11 protein-coding genes are annotated in these 14456 nt (G+C 70.9%); 8 read left to right on the forward strand and 3 right to left on the reverse strand.

Translation table 11 applies throughout. The features are described 5' to 3' along the window. Nucleotides 1-382 precede the first annotated feature (382 nt). From ACFOYY_RS01615 to ACFOYY_RS01630, 4 genes are read left to right on the forward strand one after another with little or no spacing between them, the layout of a single operon-like run. Nucleotides 383-1933, forward strand: a complete 1551-nt coding sequence (locus tag ACFOYY_RS01615) for an amino acid permease (protein ID WP_352010398.1) — start codon at nt 383-385, stop codon at nt 1931-1933. Next, entirely contained in the window at nt 1930-3372 is a 1443-nt protein-coding gene (locus ACFOYY_RS01620) for an FGGY family carbohydrate kinase (RefSeq protein ID WP_386187109.1), read from the forward strand. Before ACFOYY_RS01615 ends, ACFOYY_RS01620 begins: the two co-directional genes overlap by 4 nt. Next, nucleotides 3369-4754: an NAD(P)/FAD-dependent oxidoreductase gene (locus ACFOYY_RS01625; RefSeq protein ID WP_386187112.1), complete on the forward strand. Its 1386-nt coding sequence runs from the start codon at nt 3369-3371 to the stop codon at nt 4752-4754. The genes ACFOYY_RS01620 and ACFOYY_RS01625 overlap by 4 nt, the downstream gene beginning before the upstream one ends. Beyond that, entirely contained in the window at nt 4751-6010 is a 1260-nt protein-coding gene (locus ACFOYY_RS01630; RefSeq protein WP_386187115.1) for an NAD(P)/FAD-dependent oxidoreductase, read from the forward strand. Before ACFOYY_RS01625 ends, ACFOYY_RS01630 begins: the two co-directional genes overlap by 4 nt. Here the strand turns inward: ACFOYY_RS01630 and ACFOYY_RS01635 are convergent. Continuing rightward, entirely contained in the window at nt 5994-7181 is a 1188-nt protein-coding gene (locus ACFOYY_RS01635; RefSeq protein WP_386187118.1) for an amidohydrolase family protein, read from the reverse strand. The two genes, ACFOYY_RS01630 and ACFOYY_RS01635, sit on opposite strands and share 17 nt — an antisense overlap. 730 nt (nt 7182-7911) lie before the next feature. On the opposite strand from ACFOYY_RS01635, the gene ACFOYY_RS01640 reads away from it, so the two are divergent. Further along, complete coding sequence (locus tag ACFOYY_RS01640) at nt 7912-8565, forward strand: hypothetical protein (protein ID WP_386187121.1); 654 nt, start codon at nt 7912-7914, stop codon at nt 8563-8565. A 34-nt stretch (nt 8566-8599) separates the two neighbouring features. After that, entirely contained in the window at nt 8600-10000 is a 1401-nt protein-coding gene (lpdA, locus tag ACFOYY_RS01645) for a dihydrolipoyl dehydrogenase (RefSeq protein WP_362773948.1), read from the forward strand. A gap of 20 nt (nt 10001-10020) precedes the next feature. Here the strand turns inward: lpdA and ACFOYY_RS01650 are convergent, their stop codons facing one another. Together ACFOYY_RS01650 and ACFOYY_RS01655 are read right to left on the reverse strand one after the other, a co-directional pair. Next, nucleotides 10021-11115 carry a hypothetical protein gene (locus ACFOYY_RS01650; RefSeq protein WP_386187125.1) on the reverse strand — a complete coding sequence of 365 codons (1095 nt, stop codon included), beginning with the start codon at nt 11113-11115 and terminating at the stop codon, nt 10021-10023. A gap of 264 nt (nt 11116-11379) precedes the next feature. Continuing rightward, a complete protein-coding gene (locus ACFOYY_RS01655; RefSeq protein ID WP_352010390.1) occupies nt 11380-11757 on the reverse strand; it encodes an STAS domain-containing protein in 378 nt (125 codons plus the stop codon). 258 nt (nt 11758-12015) lie between these two features. On the opposite strand from ACFOYY_RS01655, the gene ACFOYY_RS01660 reads away from it, so the two are divergent. Continuing rightward, nucleotides 12016-12387, forward strand: coding sequence for a hypothetical protein (locus tag ACFOYY_RS01660; RefSeq protein ID WP_386187129.1), 372 nt, complete (start codon nt 12016-12018; stop codon nt 12385-12387). Between the two features lie 150 nt (nt 12388-12537). Next, the gene (locus ACFOYY_RS01665; protein ID WP_386187132.1) at nt 12538-14448 is read left to right on the forward strand and encodes a CASTOR/POLLUX-related putative ion channel; all 1911 of its coding nucleotides are present in this window, start codon (nt 12538-12540) and stop codon (nt 14446-14448) included. Nucleotides 14449-14456: the final 8 nt, after the last annotated feature.

A 14456-nucleotide genomic window follows, 5' to 3' on the forward strand; every position in this document is an offset into this window, starting at 1 on the left:
AAACCCAGAAAAACCTGAGACCCGGAAAGCCTGAGACCCAGGAAAGTCCGAGTCCCGGAGAGCCCTGGGCCTGCTTGCGGGCCTTCGCCGTAGCACGGATCGTCCAGGTGGACGCGCCGCGAGGCGGAGAAGGAGCCCATAACGAAGTATGGGCGACCACAGCAGGCATGAAGATCCACAAAACGGGTCCCATGCCGAAGGAGCTCAAGACCGAAAAGGCCAGACCCAGAAAGCCGGGCCCCAGAACGAAGGCCCCAAAGGGCCCGAAGCCTCAAAAACCAAGGAGCCGGAGAGTTCGAGGAGCCGGGAGGCGCGGCAACGCCACCCGGCTCGGATCCCCAGCCGATGCACCATCTGACAGGAAACACAGGAGTTGGGACCCATGCCCCAGTATTCACCACACGAGTCCCCGGATCAGGCCACGGCGAGCGTCGAGGAGTTCGGCTACAAGCAGGCGATGAAGCGAGGAACCGGGCGTTTCGCGTCGTTCGCGGTCGCCTTCGCCTTCGTCTCGATCGCCACGGGAATCTTCACCACCTACGGCTCCGTGCTGAACAGTTCGGGGCCCGCGGGCATCTGGACCTGGCCGATCGTGATCGTCGGTCAGCTCGCGGTCGCGTTCATCTTCGGTTCCCTGGCCGCGCGCATCCCGGTGACCGGCTACTCCTACCAGTGGACCTCCCGCCTGGCCAATCCCGTCCTTGGCTGGATCATCGGCTGGATCTCGTTCACGTTCCTGGCGATCGTGGTGGTCGCGGTCGACTACACCATCGCCTCGACCGTGCTTCCGGCGCTGCTGAACTACCAGGGGACGGCGCTGAACGCGTGGGTGATCACCGGGGTGGTCATCCTCGCCCAGGCGTTCCTGGTCGGGTTGTCCACGAAGTGGACCGAACGGGTCAACAACTTCGCCGTCTCCGCCGAGCTGGCCGGCATGATCGCCCTGGTCCTGCTGCTGCTCGGGGTGGGGTTCGTCGCCAAGGAGGCCAACTTCGCGAACCTCTTCAGCACCGGCGCCGTCCCCGCCGAGGGCTACCTGTCCTTCGGCACACTCACCTCGGCGGGCCCGTGGATGCTGGGCTTCCTGCTCGGCGCGTTCACGATCGTCGGCTTCGAGTCGGCGGCCAACCTGGCCGAGGAGACCAAGGACCCGGCCCGCGTCGTGCCCCGCGCCATGTGGCAGGCGGTCCTCGCCTCCGGTGTGCTGGGCTTCCTGTTCCTCATCGCCGTCACCCTGCTCGCCGGGGACCCGGTCGAGCTGGCGAAGTCGGACACGCCGATCGCGGACGTGATCACCCGGACCCTCGGCCCGGTCGTGGGTACGGCCCTGCTGGTGCTGGTGGTCATCGCGATCTTCGCCTGTGGCATGGTGATCCTCATGAGCGGGGTGCGCCTGGTCTGGGCGATGTCCCGTGACGAGCGCTTCCCCGGCTGGCAGGCCTGGCAGAAGATCTCGCCGAGGTTCGGCACGCCGCTGAACGCGACCGTGCTCATGTGCGTCATCGGCCAGCTGATCCTGGCGATCTTCTCGACCAGGACGGACGCGCTGTTCGGGCTGTTCGCCGCGGCGACGCTGCTGCCCGCGATCATCTACGCCTCGACCGTCGCCCTGTATGTGGTCAAGCGCCGTTCGCTGCCGCCCAGCAGGGGCTTCGACCTGGGCCGCTGGGAGATCCCGGTGGTCACGGTCGCGGTGGTCTGGCTGGTGTTCGAGCTGCTGCTGTTCCGCGACGCCTCGTTCGCCGACCCGTGGACCTATGTGCTGATCATGCTGGTGATCGGCGCCGCCTACCTGGTCTACCTGCTCGCCACCAGGGGCGGGGCACGTGGCCTGGCCATGCCGGAGATGCGCTCCATCGACGCCGAGCTGGACGCCGACGCCGCCGCCGGGCACGACGTCTCCCAGGATCGGGGGGACGTGAACCGGCGATGACGACCGTACTGGCGATAGACCAGGGCACCTCGGGGACCAAGGCGGTCGTGACCGACGGTGAGGGGAGGGTGCTCGGCCTGGCCGAGCACCCGGTGCGCCCCGTCTACCTGCCGGGTGGCGGGGTCGAGCAGGACCCGAGGGAACTGCTCGACTCGGTCCTTGAGGCCGGGCGGCGGGCCGTCGCGCAGGCCGGTGTCCCCGTCGACGCCGTGGCGCTGGCCAACCAGGGTGAGACCGTACTGGCCTGGGACCCCACGACGGGCGAGCCGCTGTCCACCGCGATCGTGTGGCAGGACCGCCGTTCCGAGGAGATCTGCGTACGGCTGCGCGAACACGCCGACCGGGTCGCGCAGGCCACCGGGCTGGTCCTGGACCCGTACTTCTCCGCGCCCAAGATGGCCTGGCTGCGGGAGAACGTGACCGGGGAGGGTGTGGTCACCACCTCGGACTCGTGGCTGGTGCACCGGCTGACCGGGGAGTTCGTCACCGACGTCTCGACGGCGAGCCGGTCGCTGGTCACCCGGCTCGACGACGCGGACTGGGACGACGGGCTGCTCGAACTGTTCGGGCTCGGCGGGGAGCGGCTGCCCCGGGTCGCCGCCAACGACGAGGTGGTCGGCTCGACCTCCGCGTTCGGCGGGGACCTGCCGGTGTGCGGGCTGGTCGTCGACCAGCAGGCGGCGTTGCTCGCCGAGAACTGCCTCACCGCGGGCGAGGCGAAGTGCACCTTCGGCACCGGGGCGTTCCTGCTGGCCAACACCGGCACCTCGGCCACGCGTTCGACGGCGGGCCTGGCCGCCTCCGTCGCCTGGCGGGTCAGGGGGGAGACGTCCTACTGCTTCGACGGGCAGGTCTACACGGCGGCCTCGGCCGTACGGTGGCTGCAGGACCTGGGCATGATCGGCTCGGCGGCCGACCTCGACGTCGTGGCGGCCGACGACAGCGAGGGCGTGCTGTGCGTCCCCGCGCTGGCCGGGCTCGCCGCCCCGTGGTGGCGGCCGGACGCCAGGGCCTCCTTCACCGGGATGACGCTCTCCACCGGCCGGGGGCACCTGGTGCTGGCCGTACTGCAGGGCGTCGCGGCGCAGGTCGCCGAGCTGGGCGACCTCGTCGCCGCCGATCTCGGGCGGCCGCTGAGCGCCCTCAGGGTGGACGGCGGGCTCACCCGCAGCCGGGTGCTCATGCAGGCGGTCGCCGACCTGGCGCAGGTCACGATCGAGGTCTACCCGTCGGAGCACGCGACCCCGCTGGGCGCCGCCGCGCTGGCCCGCGCGGCGCTCGACCCCGCCCTGCCGCTGCGGGAGGCGGTCGGCGGGTGGAAACCGGCCACGACGTACGAGCCGCACTGGCCGGCGGAGCGGGCGGCCGAGTTCCGCGCCCGCTGGCACGAGGCCGTACGGACGACCACAACGAGACAGGAGCAGGAGGGGGAACGGTGAGCACCACGGGGGTGGGCACGTTCGACGTGGCGGTGATCGGAGCGGGCATCGTCGGCTCCGCCATCGCCAGGGAGCTGGCGGGGCACGAGCTGAGTGTGGCGCTGCTCGAAGCGCGTGACGACGTCGGCGACGGCACCAGTAAGGCGAACACCGCGATCCTGCACACCGGTTTCGACGCCAAACCCGGCACCCTCGAATCCCGTCTGGTGCGCGAGGGCTATCACCTCCTGTACGGCTACGCGGCCCGTACGGGCATCCCGGTCGAGCACACCGGGGCCCTGCTGGTCGCCTGGACCGCCGAGGAGCTCGACGCGCTGCCGGGCCTGAAGGAGAAGGCCGGGCTCAACGGCTACGACAAGACGGAGATCGTCGGCGCGGAGGAGGTCTACCGGCTGGCGCCGCACCTGGGTGAGGGGGCCCTCGGCGGGCTGACCGTGCCCGACGAGTCCATCATCTGCACCTGGACGACCAATCTGGCGCTGGCCACCGAGGCGGTCCTGCGGGGGGTGACGCTGCTGCTGAACCACCGGGTCCTGACCGTCGAGGAGCACTGGGAGTCGACGACGCTGCGCACCTCGGGCGGGGACGTCACCGCCCGCTGGGTCGTCAACGCGGCCGGGCTCGGCGCCGACGTCGTGGACCGGCTGTTCGGCTACGACCGTTTCACCGTCACGCCGCGCCGCGGTGAGCTGCTGGTCTACGACAAGCTCGCCCGCCCGCTGGCCGACCGGATCATCCTGCCGGTGCCGTCCTCACGCGGCAAGGGCGTGCTGGTCAGCCCGACCGTCTACGGGAACGTCCTGCTCGGGCCGACCGCCGAGGACCTCCTCGACCGGACCGACACCGGGACCTCGGAGCGGGGCCTTGAGTTCCTGCTGGAGAAGGGGCGCAAGATCATGCCCGAACTGCTGCGGGAGGAGGTCACCGCGACCTACGCGGGCCTGCGCGCGGCGAGCGACCGCCAGGACTATCTGATCGAGGCAGACGCGGAGCACCGTTACGTCCTCGTCGGCGGTATCCGCTCGACCGGGCTCACCGCGGGCATGGCCATCGCCCGGTACGTCACCGAACTGGCGGGCAAGGCCGGGCTGCCGCTCGTGCCGAGGACCGATCTGCCCGAACCTCCCCGCATGCCCAACCTCGGGGAGGCCTTCCTGCGTCCCTACCAGGACGCCGAGCGGATCGCCGCCGACCCCGCCTACGGCAAGGTGGTCTGTTTCTGCGAGCGGGTGACCGAGGGGGAGATCCGTGACGCCCTCACCTCACCGATCCCGCCCGCCGGGCTTGAGGGGTTGCGGCGCCGTACGAGGGCGATGAACGGGCGCTGCCAGGGGTTCTTCTGCGGCGCCGAGATCGGAAACCTGCTGGAGGCCGACCGATGAGCGACACCGTCACCACCCTCACCCCGGACGTGGTCGTCGTCGGCGCGGGGCCGTCCGGGCTGAGCGCCGCGCGGGTGCTCGCCCCCCGGGTCGGCGGTGAGGTCCTGGTCCTCGACCGCGAGAGTACGGCCGGCGGCATCCCCCGCCACAGCGACCACCCCGGCTACGGCGTCAGGGACATGGGGCGTTTCATGGGCGGCCCCGCCTACGCCCGCAAGCTTGTCCGGCAGGCGGAGGAGGCCGGGGCGACGATCCGGACGAACGCCACCGTGACCGGGTGGTCCGGGGAGCGCGCGATCGAGGTGACCAGCCCCGAGGGTCGTCTCCTCGTCGAGGCCGGGGCGGTGATCCTGGCCACCGGCGCCCGGGAACGTCCCCGTCCGGCCCGGCTCATCCCCGGGGACCGGCCCCGTGGCGTCTACACGACCGGGCACCTGCAGAACCTCGTCCATCTCCGGCACGGCAGGGTCGGTGAGCGGGCCGTCGTCGTGGGCGCGGAGCTGGTCAGCTGGTCGGCGGCGCTGACGCTGCGGGAGGCGGGCTGCCGTACGGTGCTGATGACCACCGAGTATCCGAGGCCGGACTCCTACGCCGTGTTCAGCGGCCCGGGAAAGGTGCTGTTCGGGACGGAGGTCGCCACCCGCACCCGGGTGAGCCGGATCATCGGCAGGCCTGACCTGCGCGCGGTCGAGATCGAGAACCTCGACACGGGACGCAGGCGGGTCGTCGAGTGCGACACGCTCGTCCTCACCGGTGACTGGATTCCCGACCACGAGCTGGCACGCGCCGCCGGGATCGCCATCGACCCCGGCACCCGGGGGCCGCTGGTCGACAGCGCGCTGCGCACCGACCGGCCGGGTGTGTTCGCCGTGGGCAACCTGCTCCATCCGGTGGACACCGCCGACGTCGCGGCGATCGACGGCGCCCATGTGGCGCGTCCCGTCACGACCTGGCTGGACGGCGGGTCGTGGCCGGTCGGCGAGGGGGTACGGCTGCTGGCCGGGGAGCCCTTCCGGTGGGTCGCGCCGGAGATCCTGCGTCCCGGTGACCCGGTGCCCGCCCGGCGCCGGCTGTTGCTGTGGGGTGATCGCCACATCCGCCTCCCGCACGTGGTGCTGTGGCAGGGTGACCGGGTCGTGGCGCGCAGGCGGGTGTGGTGGCCGGTGGCCCCGGGCCGGGTGTTCCGCGTCCCTACGGACATGCTGTCCGCCGTGGACCCGCGGGGCGGCCCGGTGCTGGTCACCGCGGAACCGTGACCCCCGGCTCCCCCTCCAGCCGGTAGACGCGGCGGGCGTTCTCCGCGCCGATCATCGTGGCCACCCGTACGGCCTGCGTCCTGCTCCACTCCCCGTCGGCGACGAAGCCGGACAGGACGTGGGTCATCGCGCGCCGCCACAGCAGGGCGCCCAGGTGGTGCAGTTCGGCGGGTCCCCAGGCGTCGGAGGAGAAGAGGATCTTGGCGAAGGGGGCGAGTTCCAGGCTCTCCGCGACGACGGCCGCGCTGCGCGCCCCGGTGTGGTTCACGGCGAGCCCCACGTCGAAGTAGACGTTCGGGTAGACCTGGGCGAGGAAGCCCGCGTTGCGGTGGAACGGGTAGCAGTGCAGCAGCATCAGCGGGACGCCGCTCGGTTGCGCCCGTTCGATGAGGCCGCGCAGCAGCAGCGGGTCGCAGCGGCGCAGGTCCAGGTCGGGGTCGCCGTAGCCGGTGTGGAACTGCAGCGGCAGGCCGCGCTCGACCCCCTTCCAGATCAGGTGGCGCAGCAGCACCGGGTCGTCGACACGGACGCTTCCCGTCCGCTCGGCCTCCCGCAGCCACCTGCCCGCCGCGGCCGTCACCTCGCCGAGGGTCGGCGGCTCCGGGTCCACGTCGAGACCGTGCCGGTAGGCGACGACCGTCTTCACCCCGCGTGCCGTACGGCTGCGCTCCCACAGGACCGCCTCGAAGCGGGCGGAGAAGCCGGCCGCGTCGGTCCCCTCGGCCACGACGTGTTCGGCGACCGTCTCCAGACGGACGATCTCTTCGGCGGGGCGTCCGGTGGCCTCGGTCATCCCGGCCGGGCCGAGGAGTTCCTCGCCCCGGTAGCCGGTCTCCACCAGGAAGTGGCCCACCCCGCTCGCGGTCAGCAACCGCCGGTTGACCTCCTCGACGCCCAGTTCGGTACGGCGGGCGAGGTAGGTCTCCGGGTCGGTGTGCGCTTCGAGACCGAGGACGGGCGCGCAGTGCCGCAGGACGGCGAAGCCGAGCTGGGAGTCGAACTGGGTCATCCAGGACGGCGTCGGCCGGTCGGACTCGGTGATCAGCTCCTCGAACCCCCGCCTGGACAGGTCCGTGGCCAGGGCTCCGTGCACGTGGTGGTCCACCAGCGCGACCGCCCCGACGTCCCGTCCCAGGGACTCGGCGGAGAGGACGGTGGATGCTCCGGTCATGACGTGCTCCCGTGGGCGGTTCGCGGCTTTCGGTCGTGTCCGTGGTCTCCCCACCGACCCCGTCGTCATACCAGAACCCCGCCCCGGCGACCTGCGGGCACAGGGGTGAGCCGCGCCGGGAAAAGCGTCGGCCCGCGAGTGGCGAACCCCACGTGTTTCCCTTTGTGGAGGACCCGCCGTGAAGAAGCCCGGCCGGTTATCCGGAAAGCGTCCTTGCCTTAAGTGGCCGAGGACGTCGCCGCCTCATCCGTTACGGGAAAACGGCGCCGAAGCGGTTGTCACGGGCCCGCCTGAGGAACCACCCGCATTCCGGGACGCCCATCCCGGTGAAAGACCCGCTGATTCGCGGCGGGGAATGTCCCCGGCCTGGCCGGGACGAAAGCGTGGCGAGCGAAAGGCGGGCCGGGGCGTAGGCGCGTGGCCGGACGAAAGGCGAGACCGGGGTGTAGGCGTACGTGGCCGGGTGAACCGGCCCGCGCCCGGCGGCTCCCGTCCAGGCCCATCCGTGGCCGCGCGATATGTCACGACATCCGAACAAGGGTGTCCTTGTGTGATGAAGGGAGGCGGGGACTACAATCCGGAAAAGCATAATGGCCGGGGAAAGCACGGGGCGTGCTTGAGTAATCGCCTGACCATAGTGCGAGCACGTGAATCTGACGCTTAAGTGACTGTCCGGAAAGCCAGTCATCGAAGCGTTCGCGATCCTCGCGAACGCCGGAGGGAAGCTCCGATGCTCCAGACCATTCTGCTCGTGCTCGGTCTGTTCGTCGCTCTCGTGAGCATGGTGATCCTCGTCGAGGGCACGTCGCTGTCCGAACTGGTCTCGGACATCCGTACCAGGAACGCCCGTAACCGCCGCCTGCGCCGTTGCCGTCGCGACAACGCCGTCTACCCCTACTTCTACGACGTCGGCCTGAAGAACAGGGCCGAGGCGCAGCCGCCCGCCCCCGTCGGGGGCCGGGTCGGCGTGAGCTGCTGCGGTCTTGAGGGCGCCCCCATGCCGCCCGGCATGTCCTCCCTCTACACGTTGCACCACCGCGGCACCGGCCACCTGGTGCCGTGCACCGGCGAGGAGGTCCGGCGGTGGCGGCAGGCCGCGGTCGAGTACGTGACGACCCTGCGCGAGGCGGGCGCCGCGCTGCGCGCCGAGCACGAACGGGCCAGGCTGCGCCCCGTACGGCTGCTGCCCGGTGGGCGCCGCAGGATCGCCGTCGAGTTGCGGGAGGCCCGAGGGCGTTTCCAGTCCGCCGCCCTGACCGCCGCCGCGGCCTACCGGCCGGTACACGACGAGATCGCGAACCGCCTGAAAAGCGAACCCGCGCGCGGAATCCGGCGGGGGTGGCGACCGGCCCCCCTCACCTCACGGGAACGCCACCCCCTGTGAGCGGAGCGGCCCGCCGTTCAATAGTGTCCGATCCATGAGCACTCACTATGACGTCGTGGTCCTCGGCGCGGGCCCCGGAGGGTACGTGGCGGCGATCCGCGCCGCCCAGCTGGGCCTGAGCACGGCGATCGTCGAAGAACGTTACTGGGGCGGGGTGTGCCTCAACGTGGGGTGCATCCCGTCGAAGGCGCTGCTGCGCAACGCGGAACTCGCCCACCTGTTCAACCACGAGGCCAAGACCTTCGGCATCCGGGTCGAGGGCACGGTCACCTTCGACTACGGCGAGGCGTTCAGGCGCAGCCGCAGGGTCGCCGACCGGCACGTCAAGGGCGTGCACTACCTGATGAAGAAGAACGGCATCACCGAGTACGAGGGCCGGGGCGAGTTCACCGACGCGAACACGCTGCGGGTGACCGGGGCCGACGGCGGCGAGCAGACGGTGACGTTCGACCACTGCATCATCGCGGCGGGCGCCACCACGAGGCTGCTGCCGGGGACGTCGGTCACCGACCGGGTCGTCACCTACGAGGAGCAGATCCTCAGCGAGGAACTTCCCGGCAGCGTGGTCATCGCCGGGGCGGGCGCCATCGGCGTCGAGTTCGCCTACGTCCTGCACAACTACGGCGTCAAGGTGACGATCGTCGAGTTCCTCGACCGGCTCGTCCCGCTTGAGGACGAGGAGGTCTCCGCCGAGCTGGCACGTCACTACCGGCGGCTCGGCATCGAGGTGCTGACCTCGACGCGGGTGGAGTCCATCGACGAGTCCGGCGACAAGGTGCGGGTGACCGTCTCGCGCGACGGGCGGCAGGAGGTCCTCGAAGCCGACAAGGTGCTGCAGGCCATCGGCTTCAAGGCCCGCGTCGAGGGCTACGGCCTCGAACGCACCGGGGTCGCCCTGACCGACAGGGGCGCCATCGCCGTGGACGGGCGCTGCCGTACGAACGTGCCGCACATCTTCGCCATCGGCGACGTGACCGCCAAGCTGATGCTCGCGCACGCGGCCGAGTCCATGGGGATCATCGCGGCCGAGACCATCGCGGACGCCGAGACCATGGAGCTCGACTACGTCATGATCCCCAGGGCGACGTACTGTCAGCCGCAGATCGCCAGCTTCGGCTACACCGAGGCCCAGGCCCGTGACCTCGGCTACGACGTCCAGGTGGCCAAGTTCCCCTTCAGCGCCAACGGCAAGGCCCACGGCCTCGGGGACGCGGTCGGCTTCGTGAAGATCATCAGCGACGGTGAGCATGGCGAGCTGATCGGCGCCCACCTGATCGGCCCCGAGGTCACCGAGCTGCTTCCCGAGCTGACACTGGCCCAGAAGTGGGACCTGACCGTCACCGAGGTCGCCCGCAACGTGCACGCCCACCCCACACTCGGCGAGGCGGTCAAGGAGGCGATCCACGGCCTGGCCGGACACATGATCAACATGTGAGGGGCACCGGGGACCGGCCCTTACCCGGCGGAGGCGTAGGTGACCATGAAGGCCTGGGCCGTCCTGACGAGACCGTTGTAGCAGGCCACGCCCCGGACGGTCACCGCGAGCGCTCCGGTGTTCCACGGTGCCGGCAGGTTGCAGTATTCGGGGCCGGGCCCGTACGCGGTGACCTGCACGTGGTCGAGGAGCCCGCCGACCTGCGGGAACGTCACCAGACGCAGCCCCGCTCCCGCGGAGCGCACGGTGTTGACGGCCCCGCGGGAGTTGTGGCTGATCCCGCCGGGCCGCGGGGAGTACGGCCCGGCGTCGTCCGGGAGGTTGTCGAAGGTGTAGGCGAAGTTCTCCGACGGGAGCGCCGCCCCGGTGATGGCCCGCTCACGCTGGTAGGTGAGCGTCCAGCCGGTGCCGACGGGGGTGTCGGCCGCGTCGTGACAGCGCACCCGGACGCTCTGCCCTGCCACCGTGGACGTCCAGGCGGCGACCTTGCAGCGCGCGGGCCGCTCGGGATCGACCGCGGTCACCTGCAGGCCGCCCGTCCTCCGCGCCGTGCCGAGGCCGGGCATGAGGACGTCCCAGGTGCCCGCAGGCCCGGCGGTGACGGTGTTCTCACCCGCCGCGGAGTTGGCGCGTGAGACGACCGCCACGCCGTCGTGGTGGACGTAGCCGAAAGCCTTCCCGTCCACGACCTCCATCGGCGGGACGCTCTCCTCGAACAGGACGGTGAACGGGACGGTCACCGGGGCGCCGCCGTACCGGTGGCACCGTACGGCCACGAGCAGGTCGGCGCCCGAGGGGCCCCACCGCAGGACCTGGCACCACTCGGGGCGGGGGGAGACGGCCGTGACGTGCGCGACGCCGCCCGTGGTCGCCAGCCGAGGGAACCTGACGTACGTCGGGCCTCCGGCCGGGGTGAGGATCGAGACGACCGGGCCGGGCGGCCAGCTTCCCGCCTGGCGGGCGAGGGTGGGGACGCCGTTCGGCGTGTTGACGAAGGCGAACCCCCAGCGGTCGGGGACAGCCGTTCCCGCTCCCGCCGCGGGGACGGTGAGGTCACCTGTGAGCACGCCGAGGACGCAGAGGATCGACGTGATGACTTTTCGCAACCGACGCATACCGCTCTCCATCGGCCGAGGGGGACGTACGGCCAGGCATGACCGCGGCCGTGACATGGGGCAGCGTGAGGCGGCATGGCAGAGCCGGGGAGACACCTGGTTGAGCGTTCTTCGGGCTCTCGACGACCCGCGAGCGGAGCGGTCTCTCATCCTGGAGACCGGCGAAACGCCATGGACGACCGGAGGCGCCCACATCCGGAAACGGTGCGTCAATAGACGATTACCCTACGTCATAGTACGGCTCGCACCGGCCCCGTCAACCCCTCACTCCGGGTTCGGGGCGCTCCCCTCGGATGCCTGCCGCAGCGCGCCGACCACGTCGGAGTCGACGGCGAAGAAGCCGTAGAGGTCGGTCATCCGCAGCAGCCGCTCGAAGGGGCCGCGCACACCCGCCAGGCGCATCCACCCGCCCGCCTCGCAGGTCATGGCCATCCCGCCGAGAAGGGTGCGCAGGCCGTTCGAGTCGCAGAAGGTGATGCCTCCCGCGTCGAGGACGATCCTGGGACGACTCTCCTGGACCAGCCCCCTGATGGCCTCTCGCAGCAGCGGGCTCGACGTCCGGTCGATGTCGCCCTCGACGGTGAGCACGGCGCAGCGCGCCTCCTCGTGGTGGGTGACACGGACGACCAACTGCCTGCTCACACCCACCCCTGCCCCTCCCGGCGCCGGTGACGCGGCCCGGCCCGATCACACGGTATACCCCCACCCTCGCACAGCCGGGCGGCCCATGGGAGACATGTACGTAACGCCCAGAGACGACGTGGTATGACGTGGCACGACATGGAGCCCAGGAAGGCGACACATGTGACCCCCAGGCCACAAAACCCAGGCTGGACACCATACGTAGCGGATTGTTTACTTCTCGTGACCGCAGTAGCACCATCCGTCACAGGAGAAAGCATGCGACTCAACACACTCACGACCGTCGCCCTCGCCGCCCTCGTCGGCTGCGCGGGCCTGACGGCGGCGACCGCCCTCCCGGCCTCGGCGGGCACCACGCCCGTCACGGCCTCCTCCACGGCCGCCGACTTCACCGGCTACCAGATCGTCAAGCTGCCCAACGCCAACGTGCCCAACTTCACCCGGCGCGCGGTCAGGTGCCCGGCGGGCAAGCACGCCATCGGCGGCGGCGCGGAGGCCCAGGGCAACCGCGCGATCCTCGTCGGCTCCTTCCCGACCGAGGACGGCGCCGGCTGGTACGGCATCGGCCGCCAGGACGGCTACAGCGACGTCGGCATCAGCGTCTACGTGATCTGCGCCAACGTCAGCTGATCGCCCTCCCGCCGGACCGCCGGCCCCGAAGCACCGGCGGTCCGGCGGGAGCCCCAGGCTCTTCCCCGCCTTCCCCCTCCACCGACGACAGGCCATAATCACTTTCGGTGTCTGCCAAGTAACTTAACGTCAGACAACGGAGGGTTCGTCGTGAGGCGTCTGCGCTACCGCTTCGACAACCTCGTCATCCGGGGAGGCTGGGCCGTGCTCGGCCTGCTCGTCCTCGTGGCGCTCGCCGTCTCGGTCGCCGGGGCGACGGCCCTCGTCGTCCTGGTCCCGGACGCCACCGACCTGCCCCTCGCGCTCTGGTCGGGGTTGACACGCACACTGTCCCCGGTGACGGCGACACCCGAGGAGGGGCCGCCACCACTCCCCCGAGGCACCCCGGTGGTCGCTTTGACCGGAATCGTGATCTTCAGCGCGCTCGTCGGCCTCGTCAAGACGGGGCTCGACCGCAGGCTGGCCGGACTCCGCAAGGGCCGCTCGCCGGTGGTCGAGCGCGGCCACACCGTGGTGCTCGGCTGGTCGGAGCAGGTCTTCCTGATCCTGTCCGAGCTGGCCGCCGCGGGCGAGGGCAGAGGCGGGACGACCTGTGTGGCGATCCTCGCCGACATGGACCGGACCGCCATGGAGGAGGCCATCGGGGGCAGGGCCGCGCTGCGCAACCTGCGTGTCGTGTGCCGTACGGGCAACCCGACGGATCCGGCGGACGTGGCCATCGTCAGCCCGGAGCGGGCACGGGCGGTCATCGTGCTCGGTTCCGAGGACACCGACTCCGACGCCAGGACCATCAAGAGCCTGCTCGCGCTCGACGCCGCCGGGGTCCGGCCGAGGGTGCAGCTGGTCGCCAGCGTCCGTGACCCGGACAACCTGGTCGCCGCCCGGCTGGCGGGCGGGAGCGGCGCCCTGATCGTCGACGTCGACGAGATCTCCGCCCGCGTCGTGGTCCAGAGCTGCCTGAACCCCGGCCTGTCGGTGGTCTACGGCGACCTGCTCGGGTCGGGAGGAAGCGAGATCTGCTTCCGGCAGCCCTGCGACCTCGTCGGAGAGAACTTCGGGGACGCCCTGCCCGCCCTGGAGAACGGCTCCCTCATCGGCCTGGAGCGCCGGGGCCGGATCATGCTCAACCCCTCCGGGGAGACCCGGATCGACGCGAACGACCGGCTTGTCCTGATCATGGGCGACGGCGGCGCCAAGCAGTTCCGCACCTCGGCCGAGCCCGACAGCCACGAGATCATCGCCTCCGGGGAGCACACCCCAACGGCGCACCGCGTCCTGATCCTCGGCTGGAACGGCCGCGGCGCCGCGATCGTGACCGAGTTCGACCGGCGCATGCCGCCGGGGTCACAGGTGAGGGTCGTCGCGCACGACTCCCGGATGGCCTCGCGGATGGACGCCCTCGCGGGACCCCTGGCCAACGTGACCCTCGCCCACGAGAGTGGTGACATCACCCGTTACGGCACCCTTGAGGCGCTGGGCGTCGGGACCTACGACCACGTCCTGATCCTGGCCGACGACCGGCTCGGCGCACACGTCGCCGACTCGCGCACGCTCCTGACCCTTCTGCACGTCAGGGAGATGACCAGGAGCAACGGCTGGCGGCACAGCCTGGTGACGGAGATGGCCAGGGAGTGCGACCGGCGTCTGGCCGAGGTCACCGAGGTCGACGACCTGATCGTTCCCACCCGGGTGACCGGCCTGCTGATGATCCAGATCGCCGAGCATCCCCGGCGCCACGACGTGTTCACCGACCTGTTCGCCGCCGGGGGCCAGGAGGTCTCTCTCAGGCCCGCGGGTGACTACGTGCGGCTGTCGGTCCCGGTCGACTACGCCACCGTGGTCGCCGCCGCCCGTGCGTACGGCGAGATCGCGATCGGCTACCGAGGAGACCGTACGGCTCGCGGCGACGGCGGCGTCGTCCTGAACCCGCCGAAGAGCAGGAAGGTCGTCTTCGAAGCCGACGACGCGGTGATCGTGCTCTCCGGGCGCGCCTCCGCGAGGAAGGACGACCTACGCACGGACGTGGAACACCTGGAGACGCTGAACCACGAGATCACCTGACGCACGAC

It is taken from the genome of Streptosporangium jomthongense (assembly GCF_042650425.1).
Taxonomy (GTDB): Bacteria; Actinomycetota; Actinomycetes; order Streptosporangiales; family Streptosporangiaceae; genus Streptosporangium.

Bases quoted from the DNA above. Each gene is read 5' to 3' on its own strand.
- ACFOYY_RS01620 (WP_386187109.1), top strand. From the start codon at position 1,930: ATGACGACCGTACTGGCGATAGACCAGGGCACCTCGGGGACCAAGGCG.
- lpdA (WP_362773948.1), top strand. From the start codon at position 8,600: ATGAGCACTCACTATGACGTCGTGGTCCTCGGCGCGGGCCCCGGAGGG.
- ACFOYY_RS01660 (WP_386187129.1), top strand. From the start codon at position 12,016: ATGCGACTCAACACACTCACGACCGTCGCCCTCGCCGCCCTCGTCGGC.
- ACFOYY_RS01630 (WP_386187115.1), top strand. From the start codon at position 4,751: ATGAGCGACACCGTCACCACCCTCACCCCGGACGTGGTCGTCGTCGGC.
- ACFOYY_RS01615 (WP_352010398.1), top strand. From the start codon at position 383: ATGCCCCAGTATTCACCACACGAGTCCCCGGATCAGGCCACGGCGAGC.
- ACFOYY_RS01640 (WP_386187121.1), top strand. From the start codon at position 7,912: ATGCTCCAGACCATTCTGCTCGTGCTCGGTCTGTTCGTCGCTCTCGTG.
- ACFOYY_RS01650 (WP_386187125.1), bottom strand. From the start codon at position 11,115: ATGCGTCGGTTGCGAAAAGTCATCACGTCGATCCTCTGCGTCCTCGGC.
- ACFOYY_RS01635 (WP_386187118.1), bottom strand. From the start codon at position 7,181: ATGACCGGAGCATCCACCGTCCTCTCCGCCGAGTCCCTGGGACGGGAC.